The sequence below is a fragment of the Hyphomonas chukchiensis genome (genome assembly GCF_000682695.1).
Classification (GTDB): Bacteria; Pseudomonadota; Alphaproteobacteria; order Caulobacterales; family Hyphomonadaceae; genus Hyphomonas; species Hyphomonas chukchiensis.
The window spans coordinates 1-21,030 of sequence record NZ_AWFG01000027.1 but is presented as its reverse complement, the minus strand read 5'-3'; the positions used below and the strand labels follow the sequence as shown (position 1 = coordinate 21,030).

Genomic DNA, 21,030 nt, shown 5'->3' with positions numbered 1-21,030 from the left:
CTAGGCCGCGCCGCACCCCCGGTCAATCCAGCGGTGCATTATTGCGTCAGGCCGCAGGCGCTCGCTGGCAGCGGGTTGAGCACGTACATCGCCGCCGTCGGGATGGAATGATAGTTGGCAAGGTAGCAGCCGCGCACCTTCACGACCTGGCCGATATTCTCGCCCAGCTGGAGGCTCTGCATGTAATCGCAGGACACACTGTTGGCAGCGAACTGGCCGGGGTCGCCGGGGCGGACATTCAGCAGGAGATGGTTGGAACCGGTCGGCACGGACAGCATGCGCACGCCCTCCATCGGCCCGAATTCGCAATCGCCATCCAGTGTTGAGTATGTGTCGTCTGCGTTCTCGAAGGATGGATAGGCTTCGACCGACATGGTCAGGTCCAGCAGGACGACCGAGTGGTCTTCGATCAATTCCAGTGCAGATGCAGGCTCGAATTCTTCACCTGCCGGATCGGGAAGGATGGTTTCGACCTTGACCACTTCGGGCGCGGTCTGGGCCGTTGCGCTGAGCGCCGCCTCGAACATAAGGAATAGCATAGCCACAATGCGCATGGGTCACTCCCGTCTCATGTACGGGGACCATTAAGCGAAGCGATTGGGGCGAAATGATGCCGGAGGCGATCAGCCGAAATTCGACAGGCGCTGCATCAACTCGCTGGGCGGCGCGGTTTCTTCCATCAGCGACGCCTTGATCGGACGCGGCGCACCGAAGATGTGCCCTTGGCCATACGGGATATCGTATTCGAGGATTTCCACGACGCTGGCTTCGTCTTCGATCTTCTCGGCGATCATGGTGACGCCGTAGCGCGACAGGACGGCGGTGACTTCCGTGCCATCCACGCGGCGATTGATCGAGGAGACCGGGCGCGAACCGTGCGGGTCGCGCAGCTGTTCGATCAGGTTATGGCCATTCATCTTCACGAAGCGGACGCTCGACGCCTGAAGGCGCGGCAGGTCCAGCGACAGGTCGGACGCATGGTCGATCGAGAAGCGGAAGCCGAGCGCGGTCAGCTTGGCCATGTTTTCGCGCATCGTGGGCGAGCTGGTCTCGAAACGATCCGCACGGATCTCGAAGATCACGGCGCCGGAGAGGTCGCGATTCTCGGTCATGAATTGCAGGAACATCGGGAAGAAGGTGGTGTCTTCCAGCGACGAGGCGGCGATGTTGCAGAACACGCCGACGCGGCGGTCCCGCTCGGCGAGCCGGCGCACGATCTGCACGCAGCGGAACAGCGTGAAATTGTCGATGATGCCCATCAGGTTGGCGCGGCGGGCCGCATCCAGGAATTCGGCAGGCAGAATCAGCGAGCCGTCCGGACGGCGCAGGCGCGTGAAGCCTTCATAGAAGGCGACGCGACGCTGGGGCAGCGACACGATGGGCTGGAGATGGAGGTCGACCCGGCCATCTTTCAGGGCATCGCGCACGTCCCGCAGGATGGCATCATCCTGCGGCGCGACGGAGGACACGACGGACGGTTCGGCGAGCTTGGCCTCGAAGCTGCGCGAGAGGCGGTCGATCAGGCCTTCGAGCTGTTTCATCTCGGAAACGAGGGCGTCGCGGCGCTCGGTCAGTTCATGCTTGATGGTGGTCTCGACGGCTTCGGTCCGGGCGCCGATGACGTCGACCCGTTCAGCCGTGTCGCGTGTCGTGCGTTCGACACGCTCGACGCGCTCATCAATTTCGCGGTGGGAACGGCTGCTGGAGACCAGAACGTGGATCTGCGCGAGAATCACTGTGGTGATCGCCCCGCTCGTGATCGACAGGGGCAGGCCGAGTCCTGCAAAGGCATCTACACAATAGCCGACGCCGCCGCCTATCGCGATATAGAGCAGGAACAGGACAAAAGTCATTCGGTCAGCACCCAGTTCTTTCCATCAACCTTAACAAATAGGCCCCATTGGTTAACGAATTGCGTGGAAATGACGTAATTTGCCACCTTCCACAATCCCGCTCCAGTCCACCGTTGCGTCAAAGTCACAGACCTTTTGAGTCACACTCATGACACGTCTTCAGCGACTAGACAAAGGTTAACCCCACCGATACCCACAGCTATCCGAGTGCACTGGTCCGTGGCCATTTTATTGGCCGGAGCGGGGGCAATCTCGGGGGAGAGCGGGGCCTTGCAGAGATGCGGGGCCCCGTCGTCTTATGGTGATTCGCTGGCCTTATCGGGCGCGACCAAAGGCACAAAAACCGTGTCCGTAAGTGGCCAGGACAGGTCTGCCCCTTCGCACGAAAGCGTCAGCCGTGCGGGGTCCGAGAAGTGCGAGGCCTGGGTCATGCCGCACGGCTCAATCACGACACGAACGCCATTGTAATCAACCCAGTAACCGACCTGTTCCTTGTCATTCACAAGGTGTGTAACGACGAGATCGCCGGTGTTGAAGACGCGCGTCTTGGTGTCCTTCTCGCCGGGCAAAGGCTGCAGGACAGCGGCGTTGAAACCGCCTGCTGGCGACTGTTCGACGAAGGTGAAGGCGTCAGAGGTTTCGTAGGCCTTGTTGATGGCGGAGAGGACGGCGGTGGTGCCGACAGGGCCGGAGACGCGGAGCGGCGTTTCATGGCCCGCGCGCCAGCTGGCATTGCGAATATCATCAAGGCCTTCAAGGTCTTCTCCGCGCAGGGAGAAGAGCATCACGGCATCGAGATTCTGGAGGTCCGTCTCGGTCAGCCCCTGCACTACGCCGGCGGGTGTGCCAAAGAGGACACGCTTTCCGCCCGCCATGACCAGCACGCAGGCTCGCGGGACCGTTTCGGGGGCGCAGGGGAGGAGTGCAAAGTCCGCTGTGGTGACTTTCCGTGGTACTTCCGGGACCGTTCCCGGTCCCTTCTCGGCGCTGCACGCGGCAACGACCAGAAAAGCCAGCAGTATTCTTGCGCGCATGCCCCTCAGGCTCCGGTCTACCCGATCACGGTGTCGCCCGGTTCCCTTACGATTTCGTTTTCAGTGAAACCGAGGCAGTCGATTTCGACGCGCACCTTGTCGCCGGCCTTCAGCCATTTCGGCGGCTCGTGCCCTGCCCCGACGCCGGCGGGCGTGCCGGTGAAGATGACGTCGCCGGGTTCCAGCGTGAAGGCGGCGGTGAGGTGGGCGATCTGGGCGGCGATGTCGTGGATCTGATCGCGGATGTAGCCGGTCTGGCGCTGCTCGCCGTTCACGAAGGTGCGCAGCTGGAGGTTTGGCAGGTCGGTGATCTCGTCCATCGTGACGATGGCCGGGCCGAACACGGCATGGGTGTCAAAGCCCTTGCCCATGATCATGGTCTGGCTGGCGCGCTGCCAGTCGCGCACCGAATAGTCGCACCCGACGGTCAGGCCGGCGACGATCTCGAAGGCGCGCTCGCGGGGCACGTGACGACCACGCTTGCCGATGATGACGACAAGCTCGCCTTCATAGTCGAGCTGTTCGGAGACCTTCGGCAGGTGGACCTGGGCATAGGGCCCGTTCACGGCCGTGACCTGTTTGTTGAACCATTTCTGGACGTCAGGTTTCTTGGTGTCGATGAAGCTGACGCTCTCGGCGGCATGCGCCGCGTAGTTGACGCCTATGCCAAGAATCTTGCCGGGCTTTTCCACAGGGGAAAGCAGCGTGACCTCGCCAAGAGGTATGGATTCGCCGTCAGGGCTGGCTGTCAGCGCCTCGACAAATGTGCCTGCTGCAAGCGGCACTACACAGTCCGCTTCCAGGTGGCCGAAACGCACTTCCTCACCCCGTTTGAATCTCACCAGACGCATACCGTTACTCTCCCGTCACACTTTTGCCCAAAGACCTTGAGAACCGTTCATCCCGCGTTGTGATGGTGTTTGGCAAGGGCTAGGGAAGAAGCCTGTATAGGGGAATTGTAATGGACCTTGGCGTACGGGCTCAGGAGAGCTCGCTCAGCGGTATTTTTGCACAAGGAGAACGCCTGTGCATGCCGCCCTATCAACGCAGTTATTCTTGGGGAGAGCGCGAGGCGCTCGACCTGCTCGGCGACCTTGCCGAGGCGACTGACAGCGACATCCCGCACTTCATCGGCGCGGTCGTTCTCGTGAACGGCGCGGAGTCCGGAATGGTGGAGATTGTCGACGGGCAGCAGCGGCTGACCACGTTGACGATTCTTCTGGCCGTTCTGCGCGACCTTGAAGCCGACAAGGACCGGTCTGCGGCCCTGCACGCCATGATTGCCGATGAGGACCGCCCGATGCTCGGCGAAGCGGCCAGCTGGCGCCTCACGCTGAACTATATGGATGGCGCGTTTTTCCGCGACACGATCCAGCGTCCTGGCGCAACCCGCACACTCGAAAACGAGCCGGGCGAGAGCGACAGCCAGCAACGTATGGTTGGCAACGCCAAGGCCATACTGAAAGAGCTGAAACAGGTGTCGGACGAGCGGCGGCGCGCGCTGACCGACACGGTCGTCAATGGCTGCGCACTGGTGCGTGTCGTGGTGAATGACAAGGATCAAGGCTTCAAGGTGTTCCGCGTTCTCAACACCCGCGGCAAGGAACCGGACGCGCATGACATCATCAAGACCGAGCTGTTCCAGAAGGCCAAGTTCTCGGTGAAGGAAGCCAATGCCTATGCCGAGCGCTGGGCCGAACATGAGGCCGTGCTGGGCGGCGGCGCCTTCGATGACCTGCTGCGTCAGATCCGCGCCATCCATGACCGCTCGCCCAAGGGCGATCTCGTGGCCGGGTTCCAGAAAGCGGTTCTCTCGAAAATCGAACCGCGCAAGTTCCTTGATGACATTCTGCCGAGCTATGTGGCCGCCTACCGCCAGATCACGACGGCGAAAGTGGACGATGGCCCGCATGCGAAACTCGTCTCCGACAAGCTGAACCAGCTGCGTGCACTTGAGCAGCAGAGCTGGCGCGCCCCGGCGCTGAAATTCCTGGTGGAGCGCGGGCTCGACTCGCCGCTCGCGCCGGAATTCTTCACACGCCTTGAACGGCTGGGCTACATGATCCAACTGATCATCCACGACAAGGACCAGCGCAACAAGCGGTTCAACAAGGTGAGCGACGCCGTTTCCAACGAGCGGACGCTGATGGCCAAGAACGGCCCGTTCGCCATTTCCAAGGACGAGGCCCGCAAGGTGCGCGAGCGCCTGCTGGGCCGCTTCGCCACGTTTGGACAACGCCGCGCGATGGCCCTCCGCCTGAACGCCGCGCTTGATGGCGGGTTCACGATCCCGCCGGAATCCGATGCGACGGTGGAACACGTCCTGCCGCGCAGCGTGCAGGAAGACAGCCACTGGATGGTGACCTGGCCCGACCCGGCCAAGCGCCGCGAGCAGTGTGACACGCTCGGCAATTTCGTGCTGCTGACCAACAAGGTGAACCAGAAGGCCGACCGGCTGGACTATCGCGCCAAGAAGGAAGTCTACTTCAATGGCGGCGGCGGCGCGGACTTTGCGCTGACCCGCGACCTGGTGGACCAGGATGCCTGGACACCGGAAGTCGTGCGCAAGCGGACCGAGGGACTGGCCGAAATCCTGAACGTCGAATGGGATTTGCCCTGACAGGGCGCGCCTTTCCTTAGGATACCCCTAGCCCCGGGGCAGATCAGCCCTTACCGTCGCGCCAGCATAAAACATGAGGGAGCGGCGCCATGAGCCTGTTTGATCTATCCGGGAAGTCAGCCATCATCACAGGATCGTCGCGCGGCATCGGCCGGGCGATTGCCGAGGCCATGGCCGACGCAGGCGCAAAGGTGACGATCTCGTCGCGCAAGCCGGGCCCGTGCCAGGAAGTGGCCGCCAGCATCAATGAGAAGCACGGCGACGGAACAGCTATTGCCGTGCCCGCGAATATCTCGTCGAAGGATGAGCTGCAGGCCATGGTCGACGCGACCAACAAGGCGTTCGGCAAGGTCGACATTGTCGTGTGCAACGCGGCGGCCAACCCCTATTACGGGCCGATGGAAGGCATCTCGGACGACCAGTTCGAGAAGGTGCTGCAGAACAATATCATCTCGAACCACTGGCTGATCCAGATGTGCATGCCGCAGATGCGCGAGCGCAAGGACGGCGCGATCATCCTCGTCTCGTCGATTGGCGGCCTGCGCGGCTCGCCCATCATTGGCGCCTACAACATCTCCAAGGCGGCCGACTTCCAGCTCGCCCGCAACCTGGCCACCGAATACGGCAAGGACAATATCCGCGTGAACTGTATCGCGCCCGGCCTGATCCGCACCGACTTTGCCCGCGCCCTGTGGGAAGACCCGAAGAACCTGAAATCGGCCCTGTCCGGCACACCGATGGCCCGTATCGGCGAGCCGGAAGAGATTGCCGGCGCGGCGGTCTATCTCGCCTCGAAGGCCGGTGCCTACATGACGGGCCAGATGATGGTCGTCGATGGCGGCGCCACCTGCTGAGGCACACATGCACCTGACGGACGAACCTGACTCACCGCCCAGCGCGGAGACCGACTTTGCGACCTTTCGCGAGGTGGATATCCGCGTCGGGACCGTGCTGGAAGCGGCGCCCCTGGAGGGCGCCCGCAAGCCTGCCCTGCGCCTCGTGATCGATTTCGGTGCGGGCGTTGGCGTGAAGAAGAGTTCGGCGCAGGTGACGGTGCACTACGAACCCGAAAAGCTGATCGGCAAACAGGTTGCCGCTGTCGTCAATTTCCCGCCGCGCCAGATCGGCAAGTTCATGTCGGAAGTGCTGACGCTCGGGTTTCCCGATGCCGACGGCGCCATTGTCATGTTCTCGCCCGACCTGCCGGTGCCCAATGGAGCCCGCCTCGCATGAGCCGTACCGAAATGTCTGTCCAGCAGACCGAATTCTTTGGCCGCCTGAAAGCGGGCACATGGGACTTTCCCCCCGGCATCAGGAATCTGGGCATCCGCCCGGACCTGTGGCTGAAGGAAGTCTCCTATGGCCACACGCGGTATGAGTGGCCGAACACCGGCGACCGCGACATTGGCGACCAGCGCGTGTTCGGCGGCTGGGTCGCGGGCCTGTCGGACCATATCGTATCGATGACGATGGCGAGCGCGCTGGAAGACGGCGAATGGTTCACGACGATGGAGCTGCAGACGCGCATCCTGCGCCCGGTGCCGCATGGCCTGATCACGATCGAGGGGCGGCTGGTCAGCCGGGGGCGCACGACGGGTCTCGTTGAGGCCGACTGGCGTGACGAGAAGGGCCGCCATCTGGCGCGCATCACGGCGGCGAAGGCGATCCGGTCGATGGAAGAGCTGCGCCCCGGGGCCTGAGACATGAAGATCGAGATCGTGAAAGGCACCCGCGAGGACAGGCTCACGGCCACGCGCGATGATGGCAGCGTCGCGCAGTGCACGTTTCCGAAGAAGGGGCCCGTTCCGCACGACGCCGTGCATTTCTTCGTTGAGCGCACATTCGGGTTCCGCAGGGGTTTCTGGGGCATGGTCGCCGGGGGCGTCTCGCCCGACGATGTCGGCGCCATCGCCTCTGCCGCCGGACATGCCAGCGCCTCGAAAGCACATGTGCCGGGAGAGGAAATCGTCGAACTGCTGCAGGCAGAGCGGCTGGTGGAATGTTTCGAGGCCGAGATCTGGGGCGGGCCTGCCGAACTCGGGACCTTGCAGGGCGTGGCCGATGCCGGATTTGCGCAATCCTTCGGCCCGTCTGTTTCGCTCGATCAGGCAAGGGTCGACGCGGTGCGCAGCGGGCTTTCGGATTTTTCTGCAGCTTGGAAGGCCCTTGAAACCGGGCAATCCATGAGGCTCGACTGGAGAGAGGCCGAGTAGGCCCATTTCCTGAGGAACCCTCCTGCCGCCGACCCGTTCATTGGTTAAGCCACACAGGAGCTGACAATGATTAAGTCCTTGAAATACATCGCTGTAATTGGTGCGCTTGGTATCGGTTCGGCCGTTGCAACACTGCCCGCATCCGCCCAGCTGGGCCTTGGTGTCGGCGTGAATACGGATGTCAAAGTCGGCGTCCGTACAGAGGCCCCGCCGCCGGAACGTGCTCATGTACATGGCCGCTATACCTATGATGGCTATGAATCCGACCGCTGGTATACGCGTCATGAAGTGCGCCGCGCGCATCGCTATGATGCCCGCTATAATGGCTATGATTGCTATGAGAGCTTCCAGTACGGATGGGAGAATGGCGAGCGCGTCCGGTATGACACGACGTTCTGCTATGACGATCACGACCGCCGCTACGAGCCGCAGGGCGTGAGAGCCACCGTGCGCATCCACTAAAGTTCGTTACGGACTTTGAGACAAGAAATCCCTGCGCCGCGGCGTGGGGATTTTTTTGCCACAACTTACGCAAGGTCATGTCAAAATGCATGGCAGCCATTCGATTTAGTCTGAAGCAATCTTCGAACCATTTCGCGCCTCAGGCGTAATGCAATCAACACAGTGCTACACGATTCAAACTCGGTTGCGGGCTGAAAGCCCCTCTCATTCCATCGTTTGCATTTAATCTCTCCATTGGCTTCCGGCCTTCATCCATCTCCCATCTGGGTTTTGGCATGTGCGGAACTCGGCCCGGGCGAACCAAACTGGACTTCGGTATGAACTCAACTCGGACCTATTTCACCGTCATGGGGGCACTTGCCCTTCTAAGCGCAGGGGCCGTCCTGCCTGCATCGGCGCAAGCGGCGCTGCCCAACCAGTCGCAGACCTCGATCGGGGTCAGTGTGCGCGTGCTGGACAATGATCCGAACCATGTCCATCCTGAATTTACGTATCAGGGCCACGCGTCGAACCAATGGTATCCGGCCGCGCAGATAACCCGCGCGAACACGTGGGATGACAGCCGTCAGGGCTATGACTGTTACAAGGCCTTCCAATACACATGGGTGGACCATGCGAAGGCGCGTCAGGACACAACCTTCTGCTTTGACCCTGCCGACCAGCAATTCGAACCGGATAACGCGCGTGTCTCGGCAAGCCTGAAATAGCGCAAACGGACCTGCACCAAGCAATGGCCCCTGTTCGTTTCACGAGCGGGGGCACTTTTTTATCAGGGAAGCAGCAGGCAGGCGTCGCCATAGGAATAGAAGCGATAGTCTGATGCGATGGCGTGGGCATAGGCGGCCTGCATCACATCGGTTCCCATCAGCGCGCACACCAGCATGAAGAGGCTGGAACCCGGCAAGTGGAAATTGGTGACGAGCGCATCCGTTGCGCGCACGGCGTCGCCCGGTTTCAGGAAGATGTCCGTCGGGCCGGTGGCAGGGGCGAGCGTGCCGTCAGGTGTGGTGCAGCTTTCCAGCGTGCGCATGGCCGTCGTGCCGACCGGAACGCAGCGATGGCCGGCGGCGCGGGCGGCATTGAGGCGCGTGGCGGTTTCAGGCGTCAGGCGCCGCCATTCGGAATGAAGGCGGTTCGCCGCCAGCTGCGCCTCTTCGAGCGGCTTGAATGTGCCGAGGCCGACATGGAGGCGCACGGTTTCGCGGGCTAGGCCTGCCGCATCGATCTCGGCCAGAAGACGCGGCGTAAAGTGGAGGCCGGCCGTGGGCGCGGCGACGGAGGCGGCATCCTCGCCGGCAAAGCTGGTCTGGTAGGTCTCGCGGTCGCTTGCATCCGCCGGGCGGCGGCGGGCGATATAGGGCGGCAGCGGCATGGCACCGTGCGCATCAAGGGCCTGTTCAAGCGCCGGGCCGGACTGGTCGAAGGCCAGCTCGATCTCGCCGCCGTCGAGGCGTTGCGTAATCGTCGCACGGAAGCCTTCGGCGAAATGGATCGGGTCGCCGGGCTTCAGGCGTTTGCCGGGCCGGGCCAGGGCGCGCCAAGTGTGATCGTCGATGCGCTCGACGAGGTTCACGTCGCAGGCCACATCGGCGCCGATCTCGTCGCGCGCGGGCCGCACGCCCTTGAGCGCAGCCGGCAGCACGCGCGTGTCGTTGAACACAAGCACATCGCCTGCCGTCAGGTAGCGCGGCAGGTCCCGCACGCTCGCATCTTCGAGCCGTCCATCCCCATGCACGACCAGAAGCCGCGCAGAATCCTGCGGGTCAGCGGGGCGTAGCGCGATCAGGCGCTCGGGAAGATCGAAATGGAAATCGGCGAGATTCATGGGCGTCATGGATTATGGGCCCGTGAAGGCAGAAGCGCCTAGCGTTCGACGACGGCCGGGACGGATGGCAGGTCACACACGTTCATGTCTTCGTCGACATCGGCATGCGCGGCCATGAAGAGCGGACCATCGGTGCGCTCGACCCAGACGTTCGGGCGTTCGCCCTTGGGCAGGTCAGCCGCCACTTTGGCATGCATCAGGATATCCGGCAGGGCGACTTCGCCATTGAGGGATTCCTTGCCGGCCTTGATGGCAAGCACGACATCCTCGCCCTGAACGACGCGGCCCCAGGCCGTATATTCCTTGTCGAGATGCTGGGACGTGTCGCGCATCAGGAAGAATTGCGAATTGGCCGAGTCAGGATCCGATGTGCGGGCTGTCGAGACAACACCCCGGCAATGCGGGATCCAGCTTTCAACCAGTCCATCCTTCGACATTTCCGCGAAGAAGGAGGCCTGCGTCATCATCGGGAAGCCATTCACATAGCCATACTTGGCGGTGTCGGCCGGGCCGATGGCGAAGTTGAGCGGCATTTTCGCCGGATCGCGGCGGTAGGTGAACTCGCCCGGAATGTCCGGCAGGCCCGATTCGCGGCCCTTGAGAGCGAAGATATCCCCGCCCTGTGCCATGAAGCCATTGATGACGCGGTGAAAGCTGGTGCCGTCAAAGTCGCCGGAGCGGATGATGGCCGAGAATTGCGCGAAATGCTTCGGCGCAACGTCCGGGAAGGCCTCGATCAGGATGCGGCCCTTGTTCGTGTCGAAAATGAAGAGGCGTTCCGGATCAACAGCGCGCCAGTTGGCGGGATCGGCCTTGGCCTCTGCCACCGTCACAGCCGGCGCGGCTTCGGCAGGCGCAGCGGTTTCCGCCTTCCCGTCCGTTTGAGTTTGCGCAAACGCCATCAGGCCCAGCGACAGGGTCGATGCGGCCACTACCAGGGGTGCGAGCTTCATTTCTGATATTTCTCCATGAGGGCGCGTTTCACGTCAGGGCTTACAAACGGCGCTATATCACCACCGAGACTCGCAATTTCTTTAACGAGCCGCGACGCGACCGCCTGGTGCCTAACATCGGCCATCAGGAAGACTGTTTCAATGTCGGGATTCAGTTGCTCATTCATCGCCGTCATCTGGAATTCGTATTCGAAGTCCTGAACGGCCCGCAAACCGCGCAGAATCATCTGCGCGCCGCAAGCCTCGGCGAATTTCATGAGCAGGCCATGCATCGGCATGACCTTGATTTCAGCCATGCCGGGGCCGTTGAAGCGGGCGCACTCGGCTTTCACCATTTGCACCCGTTCTTCCAACGAAAACAAAGGCTTCTTGGCCTCATTGACGGCGACGCCAATGACCAGAGTGTCGACCAGCTTCATGGCGCGGCCGAAAATATCGATATGCCCGTTCGTCGGAGGATCGAATGTACCCGGGTATAGTCCGATACGATGCACTGGCGGCCCCTTCCCTGCTATTCAGGCATTTCTGGCGATCCAGCCTCCGGCGGGCCACCATTTTCCCCATCCATATCGGTTTCGGCGTCTTCCACAAGTCGTGCAACGGAAACTACGTGCTCGCCTTCGTGCGTGCGGAGCACCCAGACACCACCCGTGGAGCGGCCCGCGATGCGGATCTGGTCGACCGGGGTGCGGATCAGCTGGCCGGCGTCTGTGACCAGCATGACCTGATCGCCGTCGCCGACCGGGAAGGACTGGGCGACTTTCTTGGTCGGGCCGTTCTTCTTGTCGCGGCCCCAGATATTTTGCGCCACGAGGCCTTTGCCGCCGCGGCCGGTGACCCGGTAGTCATAAGCGGACGAGCGCTTGCCCATGCCATCGTCAGCGATGGTGAGGATGAATTCCTCGGCAGCGCCGAGTTCGACCAGACGCTCGGTGCTGAGGGCGGCTTCGTCGACGGTCTCTTCGCCTTCGTCCTCGCTGATTTCCTCTTCTTCGCCCGTGGCCGCCCGGCGCATGGCCGCAGCGTGCTTGATATAGGCGCGCGCCTCTTCGGACGTGACCGTAACGTGACGCAGGATGCCCATGGAGATGACTTCATCGCTGGCGCCAAGGCGGATGCCCCGTACGCCGGTCGAGTTGCGGCCCGCGAACACGCGCACGTCTGTGACCGGGAAGCGGATACACTGGCCCAGCGCCGTGGTGAGCAGGATATCGTCGCGCTCGGTACAGATCTTGACCGAGACGATGCCGTCGCCCTCGTCGAGCTTCATGGCGATCTTGCCGTTGCGGTTAACCCGCGTGAAGTCTGCCAGCTTGTTGCGGCGAACGGTGCCGGAGCGGGTGGCGAACATGAGGTCCATCACTTCGTGCGCGGCTTCGTCGTCCGGCAGCGGCATGACGCTCTCGATGCGCTCGTCGGCCGCCAATGGGAAGATGTTGACCAGCGCCTTGCCGCGCGAGTTCGGCCCGCCGACCGGAAGCCGCCAGACCTTTTCCTTGTAGACCATGCCGGCCGACGAGAAGAACAGGACTTCGGTGTGCGTCGTCGCCGAGAACAGCTCGACCACGAAATCCTCGTCCTTCATGGACATGCCCGAACGGCCCTTGCCGCCGCGATGTTGGGTCCGGTAGGTCGAAAGCGGCGTGCGCTTGACGTAGCCGCCATGGGTGACGGTGACGACCATGTCCTCGACCTCGATGAGGTCCTCGTCTTCCATGTCGAGGCCGCCCATCGCGAATTGCGAGCGGCGCGGCACGGCGAATTTCTCTTTCACTTCGTTCAGTTCGGCCTTGATGATCTCGCGGATGCGCGGACGCGACCGCAGGATATCGAGGAGATCGGCGATCTTTTCCGACAGGCCCTTGGCCTCGTTGCCGATCTCGTCACGGCCAAGACCGGTGAGGCGGTGGAGGCGAAGGTCGAGGATCGACCGGGCCTGCTCGTCCGACAGGTAAATCGTGTCGCCGCCGGACCAGCGCGTGCGCCGGTCTGCGATGAGTTCGAGCAGCGGGCCCATGTCCATGATCGGCCAGGCCTTGGCGAGCAATTGCTCGCGGGCGGTCGCCGGATCGGGCGCGTGGCGGATGATGCGGATGACTTCGTCAATGTTGGCAACAGCGAGCGCGAGGCCGACCAAGACGTGCGCACGGTCGCGGGCCTTGTTGAGCTCGAACTTGGTGCGGCGGACGATGACTTCCTCACGGAAGGTGATGAAGTAGTCGAGCACCTTGCGCAGGTTCATCAGTTCCGGGCGGCCGCCATTGAGGGCGAGCATGTTGACGCCGAAACTGGTCTGCAGCTGGCTGAAGCGGAAGAGCTGGTTCAGCACGACTTCGGCGCTGGCATCCTTCTTCATCTCGATGACGACACGGATGCCGTTACGGTCGGATTCGTCGCGCAGGTCGGAGATGCCTTCGACGCGCTTTTCGCGCACGAGTTCGGCGATCTTGGTGATCATCGCGGCCTTGTTCACCTGGTAGGGAATCTCGGTGACGATGATGGCCTGGCGGCCGTTCTTGGCCTCTTCGATGTCGGTCTTGGCGCGCATGATGACCGAGCCACGGCCCGTTGTGAGGCCCTTGCGGCTGCCGGCATGACCCATGATGAGGCCGCCGGTGGGAAAGTCAGGACCGGGGACGATTTCGAGCAGGGCCTCGTCGTCGATGGTCGGATCTTCGATCACGGCGAGCGTGGCATCGACAACTTCGCCGAGATTGTGCGGTGGGATATTGGTGGCCATGCCGACCGCGATGCCGCCGCCGCCATTGACGAGCAGGTTCGGGAACTGGGCCGGCAGGACCATGGGCTCCTGCTGGGAGCCGTCATACGTGTCCTGGAAGTTGACCGTGTCCTTGTCGATATCGGCGAGCAGGTAGGTCGCGGCCTTGGTCATCCGGCTTTCGGTGTAACGCATGGCGGCCGGCGGATCGTTGTCGATCGAGCCGAAATTGCCCTGCCCGTCGACCATTGGCAGGCCCATGGAGAAGGGCTGGGCCAGGCGCACGAGGGCGTCATAGATCGCGCTGTCGCCGTGCGGGTGGAAGTTACCCATGACGGCGCCGACGATGTTGGCGGATTTCTTGTAGGGCTTGTCCGGCGTATTGCCGCCGACCTGCATGCCGTAGAGGATGCGGCGGTGAACGGGTTTCAGGCCGTCGCGCACATCCGGCAGCGCCCGGCTGACGATGACGCTCATCGCATAGTCGAGATAGGAGCTTTTCAGCTCGGATTCGATGGAAATCAGCTCGATTCCGTCCGGGAGGGCGGGGTTTTCGCCCGAATTCTCAGGGGTTTCCGGCTCGTCCGGCGGGGTCGTATCGTCGCTCATGGAAGGGCTTTCTGCGTGTCCGGTCTCACAGGGCGGGGCACTGGCCCGAATCGCCCATAATCACTGAGAAAAACACTAGCAGCCGGGGGTGTGGAAAGCCACCCTTTCGGGGGTGTTTTAGCAGTTGGCGGACGACCCGCCAAAACGGCAAAAAACTGCACGAATACATGCACGTAAAAAGCACGAATCCTGCACGGAAACAGCCCGAACAGAGGCCGAAAACCCCGAACGTGCACGAAGCCTAGTTGGCAGCCGGAAGGGCGCCCAGATCGGCCAGGGCGCGCAGGACCACGGCCTTGCGCTTTGGCAGGTCAGAATCGGGGTCTGCCATGTCCATGTTGAAGGCAAAGGCATAGGTGCCGGGCGCTTCGCCGCCGGTCTGCTCCAGCCAGCCGACAAACCAGCCGAGTTCAGGCTCGCCGTCGACGCTTTTCCAGCCCGTCTTGCCATAAAGCGTCCAGCCCTCGCCGGACTCGGTCACCATGACAGGCACGGCGAGGTCATAGGTGCGCGCAGAGAGCGGCAGCGTGCGGCGGGCGAGCCGGGAGAGGAAGGCGACCTGCTCCTCAGCAGAGATCGCCAGCGGGCCTGTCAGCCAGTATTGCGTGACATTGTCAGCCGGGCCGACATCGGCATTGCCATAGTCGAACTGCTGCAGCCAGTCGTGCAGGACGGCCGGGCCGATACGCGGCGTGACGGTCTGGAATATCCAGACCGTGGAGCGTTTGAAGGCATCCGCGAAAGTCTGGTCCTCGTTCCAGCTGTCCACGAAACGCTTCTGGCCATCCCACTTGAACATCTCGTCAGGGCCGGTGACGGCGCCGGTTTCGATGGCGATCAGCGTATGGGGAATCTTGGATGTGGAGGCGGGCGTGAAGCGCGTCGCCGCGCGGTCCGGATTGCTGATCCAGGTGCACTCGTCTTCCAGCCGGTAGACGACAAGCGTGGATGTGGCCGGGTCAACGCCCTCTGCCGCAACGCTTGCCGAGAGTTCCGGTGGCGGCGCCATGGACGCGCACGCCCCCAGCACAGCCGTAACGGCGACCATCAGGAGGCCGGCGGCGATGTCCGAAGGACGAGCGATCAGGCGCTGCATGCAGTGGTTCCTAGAATGGAATCTCGTCGTCGAGGTCCTGGCTGAAGCTTTCGGCCGGACCGCTCATCTTGCGGGCGCCGCCCTGCTGGGAACCGAAATCATTGCCGCCGGAACGGGCACCGCCGCCGGCGCGGTCACCTGGGCTGTCGAGCATGGTGAGCGTACCGCCAAAGCCGCGCAGGACGACTTCGGTCGTGTACTTGTCCTGGCCGTCCTTGTCCTGCCACTTGCGGGTTTCGAGCTGGCCCTCGATGTAGAGCTTGGAGCCCTTTTTCACATAGTTCTGGACGACGCGGACGAGGCCTTCGCTGAGGATCGAGATGCGATGCCACTCGGTTTTTTCCTTGCGCTCGCCGGTCGCCTTGTCTTTCCACGTCTCGGACGTGGCCAGCGTGAAGCTCGCGACCTGGCCGCCATTCTGGAACTGGCGGATCTCCGGATCCTGCCCGACATTCCCAATAAGAATGACCTTGTTCACTGATCCTGCCATCTATCCATCTCCGCTCAGGCTTGTTTCATTATCGAATCTGTTCTCTTCTACCGCGACCGGCCTCGCCTGTCGCCTCCCCAGCCGTATTTCCACAGCCGGGGATGAAAAAAGCAGCGACTGACAAATGTTCACACTTTGTTCTTGTGGTCAAGCTGGACTCACGCCACACATAGAGCCTAGCACCATTCCCATACCTGTTTCGACACCGTAACGAGCTTTCCCCTATGGCCCGACTAGAATCGCCTTTCATCCGCGTGCGCGGAGCCAAGGAACACAACCTCAAGAATATCGACGTGGACATTCCGCGCGGTGAGCTTGTGGTGATGACCGGCCTGTCGGGCTCGGGCAAATCCTCGCTGGCCTTCGACACGATCTATGCCGAGGGACAGCGGCGCTATGTCGAAAGCCTGTCGGCCTATGCGCGCCAGTTCCTTGAGCTGATGCAGAAGCCGGACGTGGAAAGCATTGAGGGCCTGTCGCCCGCGATCTCCATCGAGCAGAAGACGACGAGCCGCAACCCGCGCTCGACCGTCGGCACGGTGACCGAGATCTACGACTATATGCGTCTCCTGTGGGCACGCGTGGGCGTTCCCTATTCGCCGGCCACCGGCCTGCCGATCGAAAGCCAGACGGTGACCCAGATGGTCGACCGCACGATGGAACTGCCCGAGGGCACGCGGCTCTACCTGCTGGCGCCGATGATCCGCGGCCGAAAGGGCGAGTACCGCAAGGAATTCGCCGAGCTGCTGAAGAATGGCTACCAGCGCGTGAAGGTGGACGGGGAATTCAACGAGCTGGAAAACCCGCCAAAGCTGGACAAGAAGTTCAAGCATGACATCGACGTGGTCGTGGATCGCGTGGTCGTGCGCGAGGGGATGCAACAGCGGCTCGCGGAGAGTTTCGAGACGGCGCTGGGTCTCGCACAGGGCATTGCGCTCGCTGAATATGCCGACCTTGAAGAAGGCGAGACCGAGCCGAAGCGCATCACCTACAGCGCCAATTTCGCCTGCCCGGTTTCCGGCTTCACGATTTCCGAGATCGAGCCGCGCCTGTTCTCGTTCAACAACCCGTTCGGCGCCTGCCCGACCTGTGACGGCCTCGGCAACCAGCTGAAAGTGGACGCGGACCTGGTCGTGCCGGACAAAGATCTCGACATGCTGAACGGGGCGATTGCGCCCTGGGCCAAGTCGACCTCGCCCTACCAGACGCAGACGCTGCAGGCCCTGTCGACGCATTACCGGTTTGACCTGAAGAAGCCGTGGAACCAGCTGCCGGAAGACATTCACCAGATCATCCTGCACGGCACAGGCGAGGAAGAGATCAAGTTCGTCTACGATGACGGCATGCGCCGGTATGAGGTGAAGAAGACGTTCGAGGGCGTGATCCCGAACCTGGAACGGCGCTATCGCGAAACGGACTCGGCCTGGGTGCGTGAGGAAGTGGCGAAGTTCCAGTCGGCAGCGCCCTGCCCCGCCTGCGGCGGCAAAAGGCTGAAGCCGCAGGCGCTGGCCGTGAAGATCGCGACGCTGGACATTTCGTCGGCGGCCGAATTCTCGATCAAGGATGCGAGCGACTGGTTTGGCAAAGTCTCGAAGACGCTGACCAAGCAGCAGAACGAGATTGCCAGCCGCATCCTGAAAGAGATCAATGACCGCCTGAACTTCCTGAATGATGTGGGGCTTGAATACCTGACGCTGAGCCGGGGCTCCGGCACGCTGTCAGGAGGCGAGAGCCAGCGGATTCGCCTCGCTTCGCAGATCGGTTCCGGCCTGACGGGCGTGCTCTATGTGCTCGACGAGCCGTCGATCGGCCTGCACCAGCGGGACAATGCGCGCCTGCTGGAGACGCTGAAGCGGCTGCGCGATCTCGGCAATTCGGTGATCGTGGTGGAGCATGACGAGGATGCCATCCTGACGGCGGACCATGTGATCGACATGGGGCCGGCGGCGGGCATCCATGGCGGCGAGATCATCGCTGAAGGGACACCTGAAGAGGTGCTCGCGAACCCGAAATCGCTGACTGCGGATTACCTGAACGGGACGAAGGAAATCCCGATCCCGAAACGTCGCCCGGTGGAGAAGACCAAGCGCAAGATCACGCTGAAGGGCGCGACGGGCAACAACCTCAAGAACGTCACCGCGACGATCCCGCTAGGCAGTTTCACCTGCATCACGGGCGTGTCGGGCGGCGGCAAGTCCACGCTGATCATCGAGACGCTGTACAAGGCGCTGGCACGCAAGCTGAACGGCGCGTCGAGCCCGCCGCAGCCCTATGACAGCCTTGAGGGCCTGCAGCATCTCGACAAGGTGATCGACATTGACCAGAGCCCGATCGGGCGCACGCCGCGCTCGAACCCGGCGACCTATACGGGCGCCTTCGGGCCGATCCGCGACTGGTATACCGGCCTGCCGGAATCCAAGGCGCGCGGCTACAAGGCCGGGCGGTTCAGCTTCAACGTGAAGGGCGGGCGCTGTGAGGCCTGCCAGGGCGACGGCGTCATCAAGATCGAGATGCACTTCCTGCCGGACGTGTATGTCACGTGTGAGACCTGCAAGGGCAAGCGCTACAATCGCGAGACGCTGGAAGTGACGTTCAAGGGCAAGTCGATTGCCGATGTGCTGGACATGACCGTTGAAGAGGCCGCGAAATTCTTCTCGGCGGTGCCCGCGATTGCGTCAAAGATGGAGACGCTTGTGCAGGTGGGGCTTGGTTATGTGCAGGTCGGCCAGCAGGCAACGACGCTGTCGGGCGGCGAGGCGCAGCGCGTGAAGCTCGCCAAGGAACTGGCCAAGCGCGCGACGGGACGTACGCTGTACATTCTGGATGAGCCGACGACGGGCCTGCACTTCGATGACGTGCGCAAGCTGCTGGAAGTGCTGCATGAGCTGGTCGATGCCGGGAATACGGTGGTCGTGATCGAGCATAACCTGGATGTGGTGAAGACGGCTGACTGGGTGCTGGACATCGGCCCGGAAGGCGGCGATGGCGGCGGACAGCTGATCGCGGCCGGCACGCCGGAAGACATCGCGGCCACGAAGGGCAGCTGGACCGGCAAGTTCCTGGCCGAGACCTTCCGCCGGCAGGACGAACGCCGCGCCCAGCGCAACAAGCGCGAGCGGGCGAAGACGCCAGCGGTGGCGGCCAAGACTGAAGCGCCGAAGAAGGCCGTGAAGGCAAAACCGGCCGCCAAGGCAAAGACTGCGGCCAAGCCCGTCAAAAAGGCAAAAAGCGCGGCCAAATAGAGCGCCCAAAGATCGCAGCCCCGCCATGGGTGGGCTGCGATCCCTCAGTGCCTAAACGAATGTGTCGTCGATTGCCTGATGGTCAGCCCATTCCGGATCGGTCCGGGCCGCCAAGGCTGCCGGGCCGGAATAGATGTGCATTCCGCATGCCTGCAGGAAGACCATGCCAACCAGGAGCAAGGCGCCGGGTATAAGCACGCCGGGCGCGAGCAGGGCCCGGAAGACGAGCGAAGGATCCTCCGACTCCATTCCGCTCATCATCGGCATCAGCGAGGCAACGATGGCGACCACGAAGATCAGGTAGAACAGGAAGAATACGACGGACATGATCAGCCCGAGGACGATCCAGCTGCCGACGATCGTCCAGGCCTTGCCCCGGGTCACACGCCAGGCGTCTCCGAACTGGATCTTGCGATCCCGCACCGTGAGCGCCGCTGCGGGCGAAAAGCGGGCACAGAGCCACAGCACAAATATCATGTAGGCGATCGCCAGAACGAAGGCGAGCACGCCGCCAATTATCGCGCCTTCGCCGGTGCCAGTCGCGGCCGCGATGCCCATAGGCACGAGAACGGCAACGATACCGCCGATATAAAGCCCGATGAACAGGCCGAACCAGATCAATCCGACGACGAGCAGGCGCCATTCATCCGCGCCGAGGCGGAGGTGGAAGCCTTCCGCCCGCATGTAGCGCCGCTGGCTTGCGCCTTCGAAGACCATCCAGAAGGCAAGGCCAAGCGGTAGCAGGACGAGGTAGCCCAGCATGACGCGGCCCATATGCCCCATCATGGCCGCTTCCATGGCGACGGGATCGTCCATCACGGCGGGATCGAACATGGCCCCATACATGGGCCATTGCAGCCAGAGGCTGACCGCCGACAGGACCAGATAGAGCAGGACATAGGTCGCGCCATACCTGAGCAGGAAGCCCTTCGGGCCACCTGTCTTGCGGAAATGCATCACGGCATTCCCGAAATCGAAACTCACCGGATTCATTGGCCTCGGGCTCCCCACCTTATTGCCTGTCAAAGCAATCTAAGCGGAGTCAGCCGGACGTTGCAATCTCTCTCAATTCCGCAGCATCGGGCACGAGGCGCGGGAGGGCGCTGACGGCGAGGCCGTGGCCGGCGAGCAGGAAGGGCGTCAGCAGGAGCACACCAAGGGCGCCGCCGATGAAGAGGCTCGCCGGGGCTGTGCCGAGCAGGGGCGCGAGCGCGGCATTTATGGCAATCGCCGCGAAGAAGGGACCGACATGGGTCGCCATGGCGGCAACGCTCAGCCGCAAGGCATGGCCCTTGGTCCACGGCCATGTGCGGAACACCATCGTTTCGCCATGGCTGACCGTGGCCGCGCCGACGAGCAGGAGGCGTATGGCGAAGAAACAGAGGGCCCAGAGACCGAGCGCGCAGGCAAGAATGAAAACGGCGCCATAGGCCGTGGGCAACATGTCCATGAAAGCGGCCTGCACGATCGCAGGATCGGTTTTCGCATCGAGATCCGTTCGGCCCGAGACTTCCAGCAGGATGCCCGGCAGAATGGCGAGGAAGAAGGCGATGAACACGCCGACAAACAGGAAGGCCATGTAGATGGAGAGATTGGCGTGGGCGAGCTTGAGAAAAGTGCCCGAGGATGCGCCGAGCATGCTGCGATAGGCCCGCAGCGAGAAGCCGACGCCAGCGGCGAAGACAACGACCAGCAGGAGCAGGTTGATAATGGCGCCGGCATGCAGATAGAGCGCGAGCCTGTAGAGGCCCGCCGCGACCATCAGGCCCGCCAGCCACGGAAGGCTCGGCAGGGCGGCGCGGAGGGCGAGGCCCCAGGCCTCGGTGACCAATCCCGCAACGGGCAGCTTCACGTCCATGGTGCGACTCCTCATCGGTTCCACACCTAAACCGTGTCCGACCCGGACACATAGGT

General features: G+C 62.6%; 20 protein-coding genes. 8 read left to right on the top strand and 12 right to left on the bottom strand.

Annotation, left to right across the window (positions count from 1 at the left end; translation table 11 throughout):
* Nucleotides 1-38: 38 nt before the first annotated feature.
* The 4 genes from HY30_RS10110 to HY30_RS10095 all read right to left on the bottom strand — a co-directional run bounded on the left by HY30_RS10110 (nucleotide 39) and on the right by HY30_RS10095 (nucleotide 3,738).
* Nucleotides 39-554, bottom strand: coding sequence for a hypothetical protein (locus HY30_RS10110; protein ID WP_034739850.1), 516 nt, complete (start codon nucleotides 552-554; stop codon nucleotides 39-41).
* Between the two features lie 69 nt (nucleotides 555-623).
* Nucleotides 624-1,853, bottom strand: a complete 1,230-nt coding sequence (locus HY30_RS10105; protein WP_034739848.1) for an EAL domain-containing protein — start codon at nucleotides 1,851-1,853, stop codon at nucleotides 624-626.
* Nucleotides 1,854-2,149: 296 nt separating this feature from the next.
* Nucleotides 2,150-2,887 carry an MBL fold metallo-hydrolase gene (locus HY30_RS10100; RefSeq protein WP_034739846.1) on the bottom strand — a complete coding sequence of 246 codons (738 nt, stop codon included), beginning with the start codon at nucleotides 2,885-2,887 and terminating at the stop codon, nucleotides 2,150-2,152.
* Between the two features lie 17 nt (nucleotides 2,888-2,904).
* The gene (locus HY30_RS10095) at nucleotides 2,905-3,738 is read right to left on the bottom strand and encodes a fumarylacetoacetate hydrolase family protein (RefSeq protein ID WP_034739843.1); all 834 of its coding nucleotides are present in this window, start codon (nucleotides 3,736-3,738) and stop codon (nucleotides 2,905-2,907) included.
* 110 nt (nucleotides 3,739-3,848) lie between these two features.
* Here HY30_RS10095 and HY30_RS10090 point away from each other — a divergent pair, with 110 nt between their 5' ends.
* The 7 genes from HY30_RS10090 to HY30_RS10060 all read left to right on the top strand — a co-directional run bounded on the left by HY30_RS10090 (nucleotide 3,849) and on the right by HY30_RS10060 (nucleotide 8,889).
* Nucleotides 3,849-5,507: a DUF262 domain-containing protein gene (locus HY30_RS10090; protein WP_034739841.1), complete on the top strand. Its 1,659-nt coding sequence runs from the start codon at nucleotides 3,849-3,851 to the stop codon at nucleotides 5,505-5,507.
* Between the two features lie 89 nt (nucleotides 5,508-5,596).
* Entirely contained in the window at nucleotides 5,597-6,361 is a 765-nt protein-coding gene (locus HY30_RS10085) for an SDR family NAD(P)-dependent oxidoreductase (protein WP_034739839.1), read from the top strand.
* 7 nt (nucleotides 6,362-6,368) lie between these two features.
* Entirely contained in the window at nucleotides 6,369-6,740 is a 372-nt protein-coding gene (locus HY30_RS10080) for a tRNA-binding protein (RefSeq protein WP_034739871.1), read from the top strand.
* Nucleotides 6,737-7,207, top strand: a complete 471-nt coding sequence (locus tag HY30_RS10075; protein ID WP_051615284.1) for a PaaI family thioesterase — start codon at nucleotides 6,737-6,739, stop codon at nucleotides 7,205-7,207. Before HY30_RS10080 ends, HY30_RS10075 begins: the two co-directional genes overlap by 4 nt.
* A gap of 3 nt (nucleotides 7,208-7,210) precedes the next feature.
* The gene (locus HY30_RS10070) at nucleotides 7,211-7,720 is read left to right on the top strand and encodes a hypothetical protein (RefSeq protein WP_034739837.1); all 510 of its coding nucleotides are present in this window, start codon (nucleotides 7,211-7,213) and stop codon (nucleotides 7,718-7,720) included.
* A gap of 66 nt (nucleotides 7,721-7,786) precedes the next feature.
* A complete protein-coding gene (locus HY30_RS10065) occupies nucleotides 7,787-8,182 on the top strand; it encodes a hypothetical protein (RefSeq protein WP_034739835.1) in 396 nt (131 codons plus the stop codon).
* A 317-nt stretch (nucleotides 8,183-8,499) separates the two neighbouring features.
* On the top strand, nucleotides 8,500-8,889 hold the full coding sequence (locus HY30_RS10060; RefSeq protein WP_155839292.1) for a hypothetical protein: 390 nt from the start codon (nucleotides 8,500-8,502) through the stop codon (nucleotides 8,887-8,889).
* A 62-nt stretch (nucleotides 8,890-8,951) separates the two neighbouring features.
* Here the strand turns inward: HY30_RS10060 and queA are convergent, their stop codons facing one another.
* The 6 genes from queA to ssb all read right to left on the bottom strand — a co-directional run bounded on the left by queA (nucleotide 8,952) and on the right by ssb (nucleotide 15,874).
* Nucleotides 8,952-10,007, bottom strand: a complete 1,056-nt coding sequence (queA, locus tag HY30_RS10055; RefSeq protein ID WP_034739867.1) for a tRNA preQ1(34) S-adenosylmethionine ribosyltransferase-isomerase QueA — start codon at nucleotides 10,005-10,007, stop codon at nucleotides 8,952-8,954.
* A 38-nt stretch (nucleotides 10,008-10,045) separates the two neighbouring features.
* Complete coding sequence (locus HY30_RS10050) at nucleotides 10,046-10,960, bottom strand: peptidylprolyl isomerase (protein ID WP_034739829.1); 915 nt, start codon at nucleotides 10,958-10,960, stop codon at nucleotides 10,046-10,048.
* Entirely contained in the window at nucleotides 10,957-11,454 is a 498-nt protein-coding gene (gene coaD, locus HY30_RS10045) for a pantetheine-phosphate adenylyltransferase (protein WP_034739824.1), read from the bottom strand. Before coaD ends, HY30_RS10050 begins: the two co-directional genes overlap by 4 nt.
* Nucleotides 11,455-11,471: 17 nt before the next feature.
* Nucleotides 11,472-14,288 carry a DNA gyrase subunit A gene (gyrA, locus tag HY30_RS10040; protein ID WP_051615282.1) on the bottom strand — a complete coding sequence of 939 codons (2,817 nt, stop codon included), beginning with the start codon at nucleotides 14,286-14,288 and terminating at the stop codon, nucleotides 11,472-11,474.
* A 241-nt stretch (nucleotides 14,289-14,529) separates the two neighbouring features.
* On the bottom strand, nucleotides 14,530-15,384 hold the full coding sequence (gene blaOXA / locus HY30_RS10035; protein WP_034739819.1) for an OXA-1090 family carbapenem-hydrolyzing class D beta-lactamase: 855 nt from the start codon (nucleotides 15,382-15,384) through the stop codon (nucleotides 14,530-14,532).
* Between the two features lie 10 nt (nucleotides 15,385-15,394).
* Nucleotides 15,395-15,874 carry a single-stranded DNA-binding protein gene (gene ssb / locus HY30_RS10030; protein WP_034739818.1) on the bottom strand — a complete coding sequence of 160 codons (480 nt, stop codon included), beginning with the start codon at nucleotides 15,872-15,874 and terminating at the stop codon, nucleotides 15,395-15,397.
* Nucleotides 15,875-16,098: 224 nt separating this feature from the next.
* On the opposite strand from ssb, the gene uvrA reads away from it, so the two are divergent.
* Nucleotides 16,099-19,116, top strand: coding sequence for an excinuclease ABC subunit UvrA (uvrA, locus tag HY30_RS10025; RefSeq protein ID WP_034739815.1), 3,018 nt, complete (start codon nucleotides 16,099-16,101; stop codon nucleotides 19,114-19,116).
* 51 nt (nucleotides 19,117-19,167) lie between these two features.
* On the opposite strand, the gene HY30_RS10020 is transcribed toward uvrA, so the two are convergent.
* Entirely contained in the window at nucleotides 19,168-20,109 is a 942-nt protein-coding gene (locus HY30_RS10020; RefSeq protein WP_034739813.1) for a hypothetical protein, read from the bottom strand.
* A gap of 49 nt (nucleotides 20,110-20,158) precedes the next feature.
* The gene (locus tag HY30_RS10015; protein ID WP_034739810.1) at nucleotides 20,159-20,974 is read right to left on the bottom strand and encodes a hypothetical protein; all 816 of its coding nucleotides are present in this window, start codon (nucleotides 20,972-20,974) and stop codon (nucleotides 20,159-20,161) included.
* Nucleotides 20,975-21,030: the final 56 nt, after the last annotated feature.

What these genes read in the sequence shown, in the direction of transcription:
- HY30_RS10110 (WP_034739850.1), bottom strand. Translation starts at nt 554, where the DNA reads ATGCGCATTGTGGCTATGCTATTCCTTATGTTCGAGGCGGCGCTCAGC.
- HY30_RS10105 (WP_034739848.1), bottom strand. Translation starts at nt 1,853, where the DNA reads ATGACTTTTGTCCTGTTCCTGCTCTATATCGCGATAGGCGGCGGCGTC.
- HY30_RS10100 (WP_034739846.1), bottom strand. Translation starts at nt 2,887, where the DNA reads ATGCGCGCAAGAATACTGCTGGCTTTTCTGGTCGTTGCCGCGTGCAGC.
- HY30_RS10095 (WP_034739843.1), bottom strand. Translation starts at nt 3,738, where the DNA reads ATGCGTCTGGTGAGATTCAAACGGGGTGAGGAAGTGCGTTTCGGCCAC.
- HY30_RS10090 (WP_034739841.1), top strand. Translation starts at nt 3,849, where the DNA reads ATGGACCTTGGCGTACGGGCTCAGGAGAGCTCGCTCAGCGGTATTTTT.
- HY30_RS10085 (WP_034739839.1), top strand. Translation starts at nt 5,597, where the DNA reads ATGAGCCTGTTTGATCTATCCGGGAAGTCAGCCATCATCACAGGATCG.
- HY30_RS10080 (WP_034739871.1), top strand. Translation starts at nt 6,369, where the DNA reads ATGCACCTGACGGACGAACCTGACTCACCGCCCAGCGCGGAGACCGAC.
- HY30_RS10075 (WP_051615284.1), top strand. Translation starts at nt 6,737, where the DNA reads ATGAGCCGTACCGAAATGTCTGTCCAGCAGACCGAATTCTTTGGCCGC.
- HY30_RS10070 (WP_034739837.1), top strand. Translation starts at nt 7,211, where the DNA reads ATGAAGATCGAGATCGTGAAAGGCACCCGCGAGGACAGGCTCACGGCC.
- HY30_RS10065 (WP_034739835.1), top strand. Translation starts at nt 7,787, where the DNA reads ATGATTAAGTCCTTGAAATACATCGCTGTAATTGGTGCGCTTGGTATC.
- HY30_RS10060 (WP_155839292.1), top strand. Translation starts at nt 8,500, where the DNA reads ATGAACTCAACTCGGACCTATTTCACCGTCATGGGGGCACTTGCCCTT.
- queA (WP_034739867.1), bottom strand. Translation starts at nt 10,007, where the DNA reads ATGAATCTCGCCGATTTCCATTTCGATCTTCCCGAGCGCCTGATCGCG.
- HY30_RS10050 (WP_034739829.1), bottom strand. Translation starts at nt 10,960, where the DNA reads ATGAAGCTCGCACCCCTGGTAGTGGCCGCATCGACCCTGTCGCTGGGC.
- gyrA (WP_051615282.1), bottom strand. Translation starts at nt 14,288, where the DNA reads ATGAGCGACGATACGACCCCGCCGGACGAGCCGGAAACCCCTGAGAAT.
- blaOXA (WP_034739819.1), bottom strand. Translation starts at nt 15,384, where the DNA reads ATGCAGCGCCTGATCGCTCGTCCTTCGGACATCGCCGCCGGCCTCCTG.
- ssb (WP_034739818.1), bottom strand. Translation starts at nt 15,874, where the DNA reads ATGGCAGGATCAGTGAACAAGGTCATTCTTATTGGGAATGTCGGGCAG.
- uvrA (WP_034739815.1), top strand. Translation starts at nt 16,099, where the DNA reads ATGGCCCGACTAGAATCGCCTTTCATCCGCGTGCGCGGAGCCAAGGAA.
- HY30_RS10020 (WP_034739813.1), bottom strand. Translation starts at nt 20,109, where the DNA reads ATGAATCCGGTGAGTTTCGATTTCGGGAATGCCGTGATGCATTTCCGC.
- HY30_RS10015 (WP_034739810.1), bottom strand. Translation starts at nt 20,974, where the DNA reads ATGGACGTGAAGCTGCCCGTTGCGGGATTGGTCACCGAGGCCTGGGGC.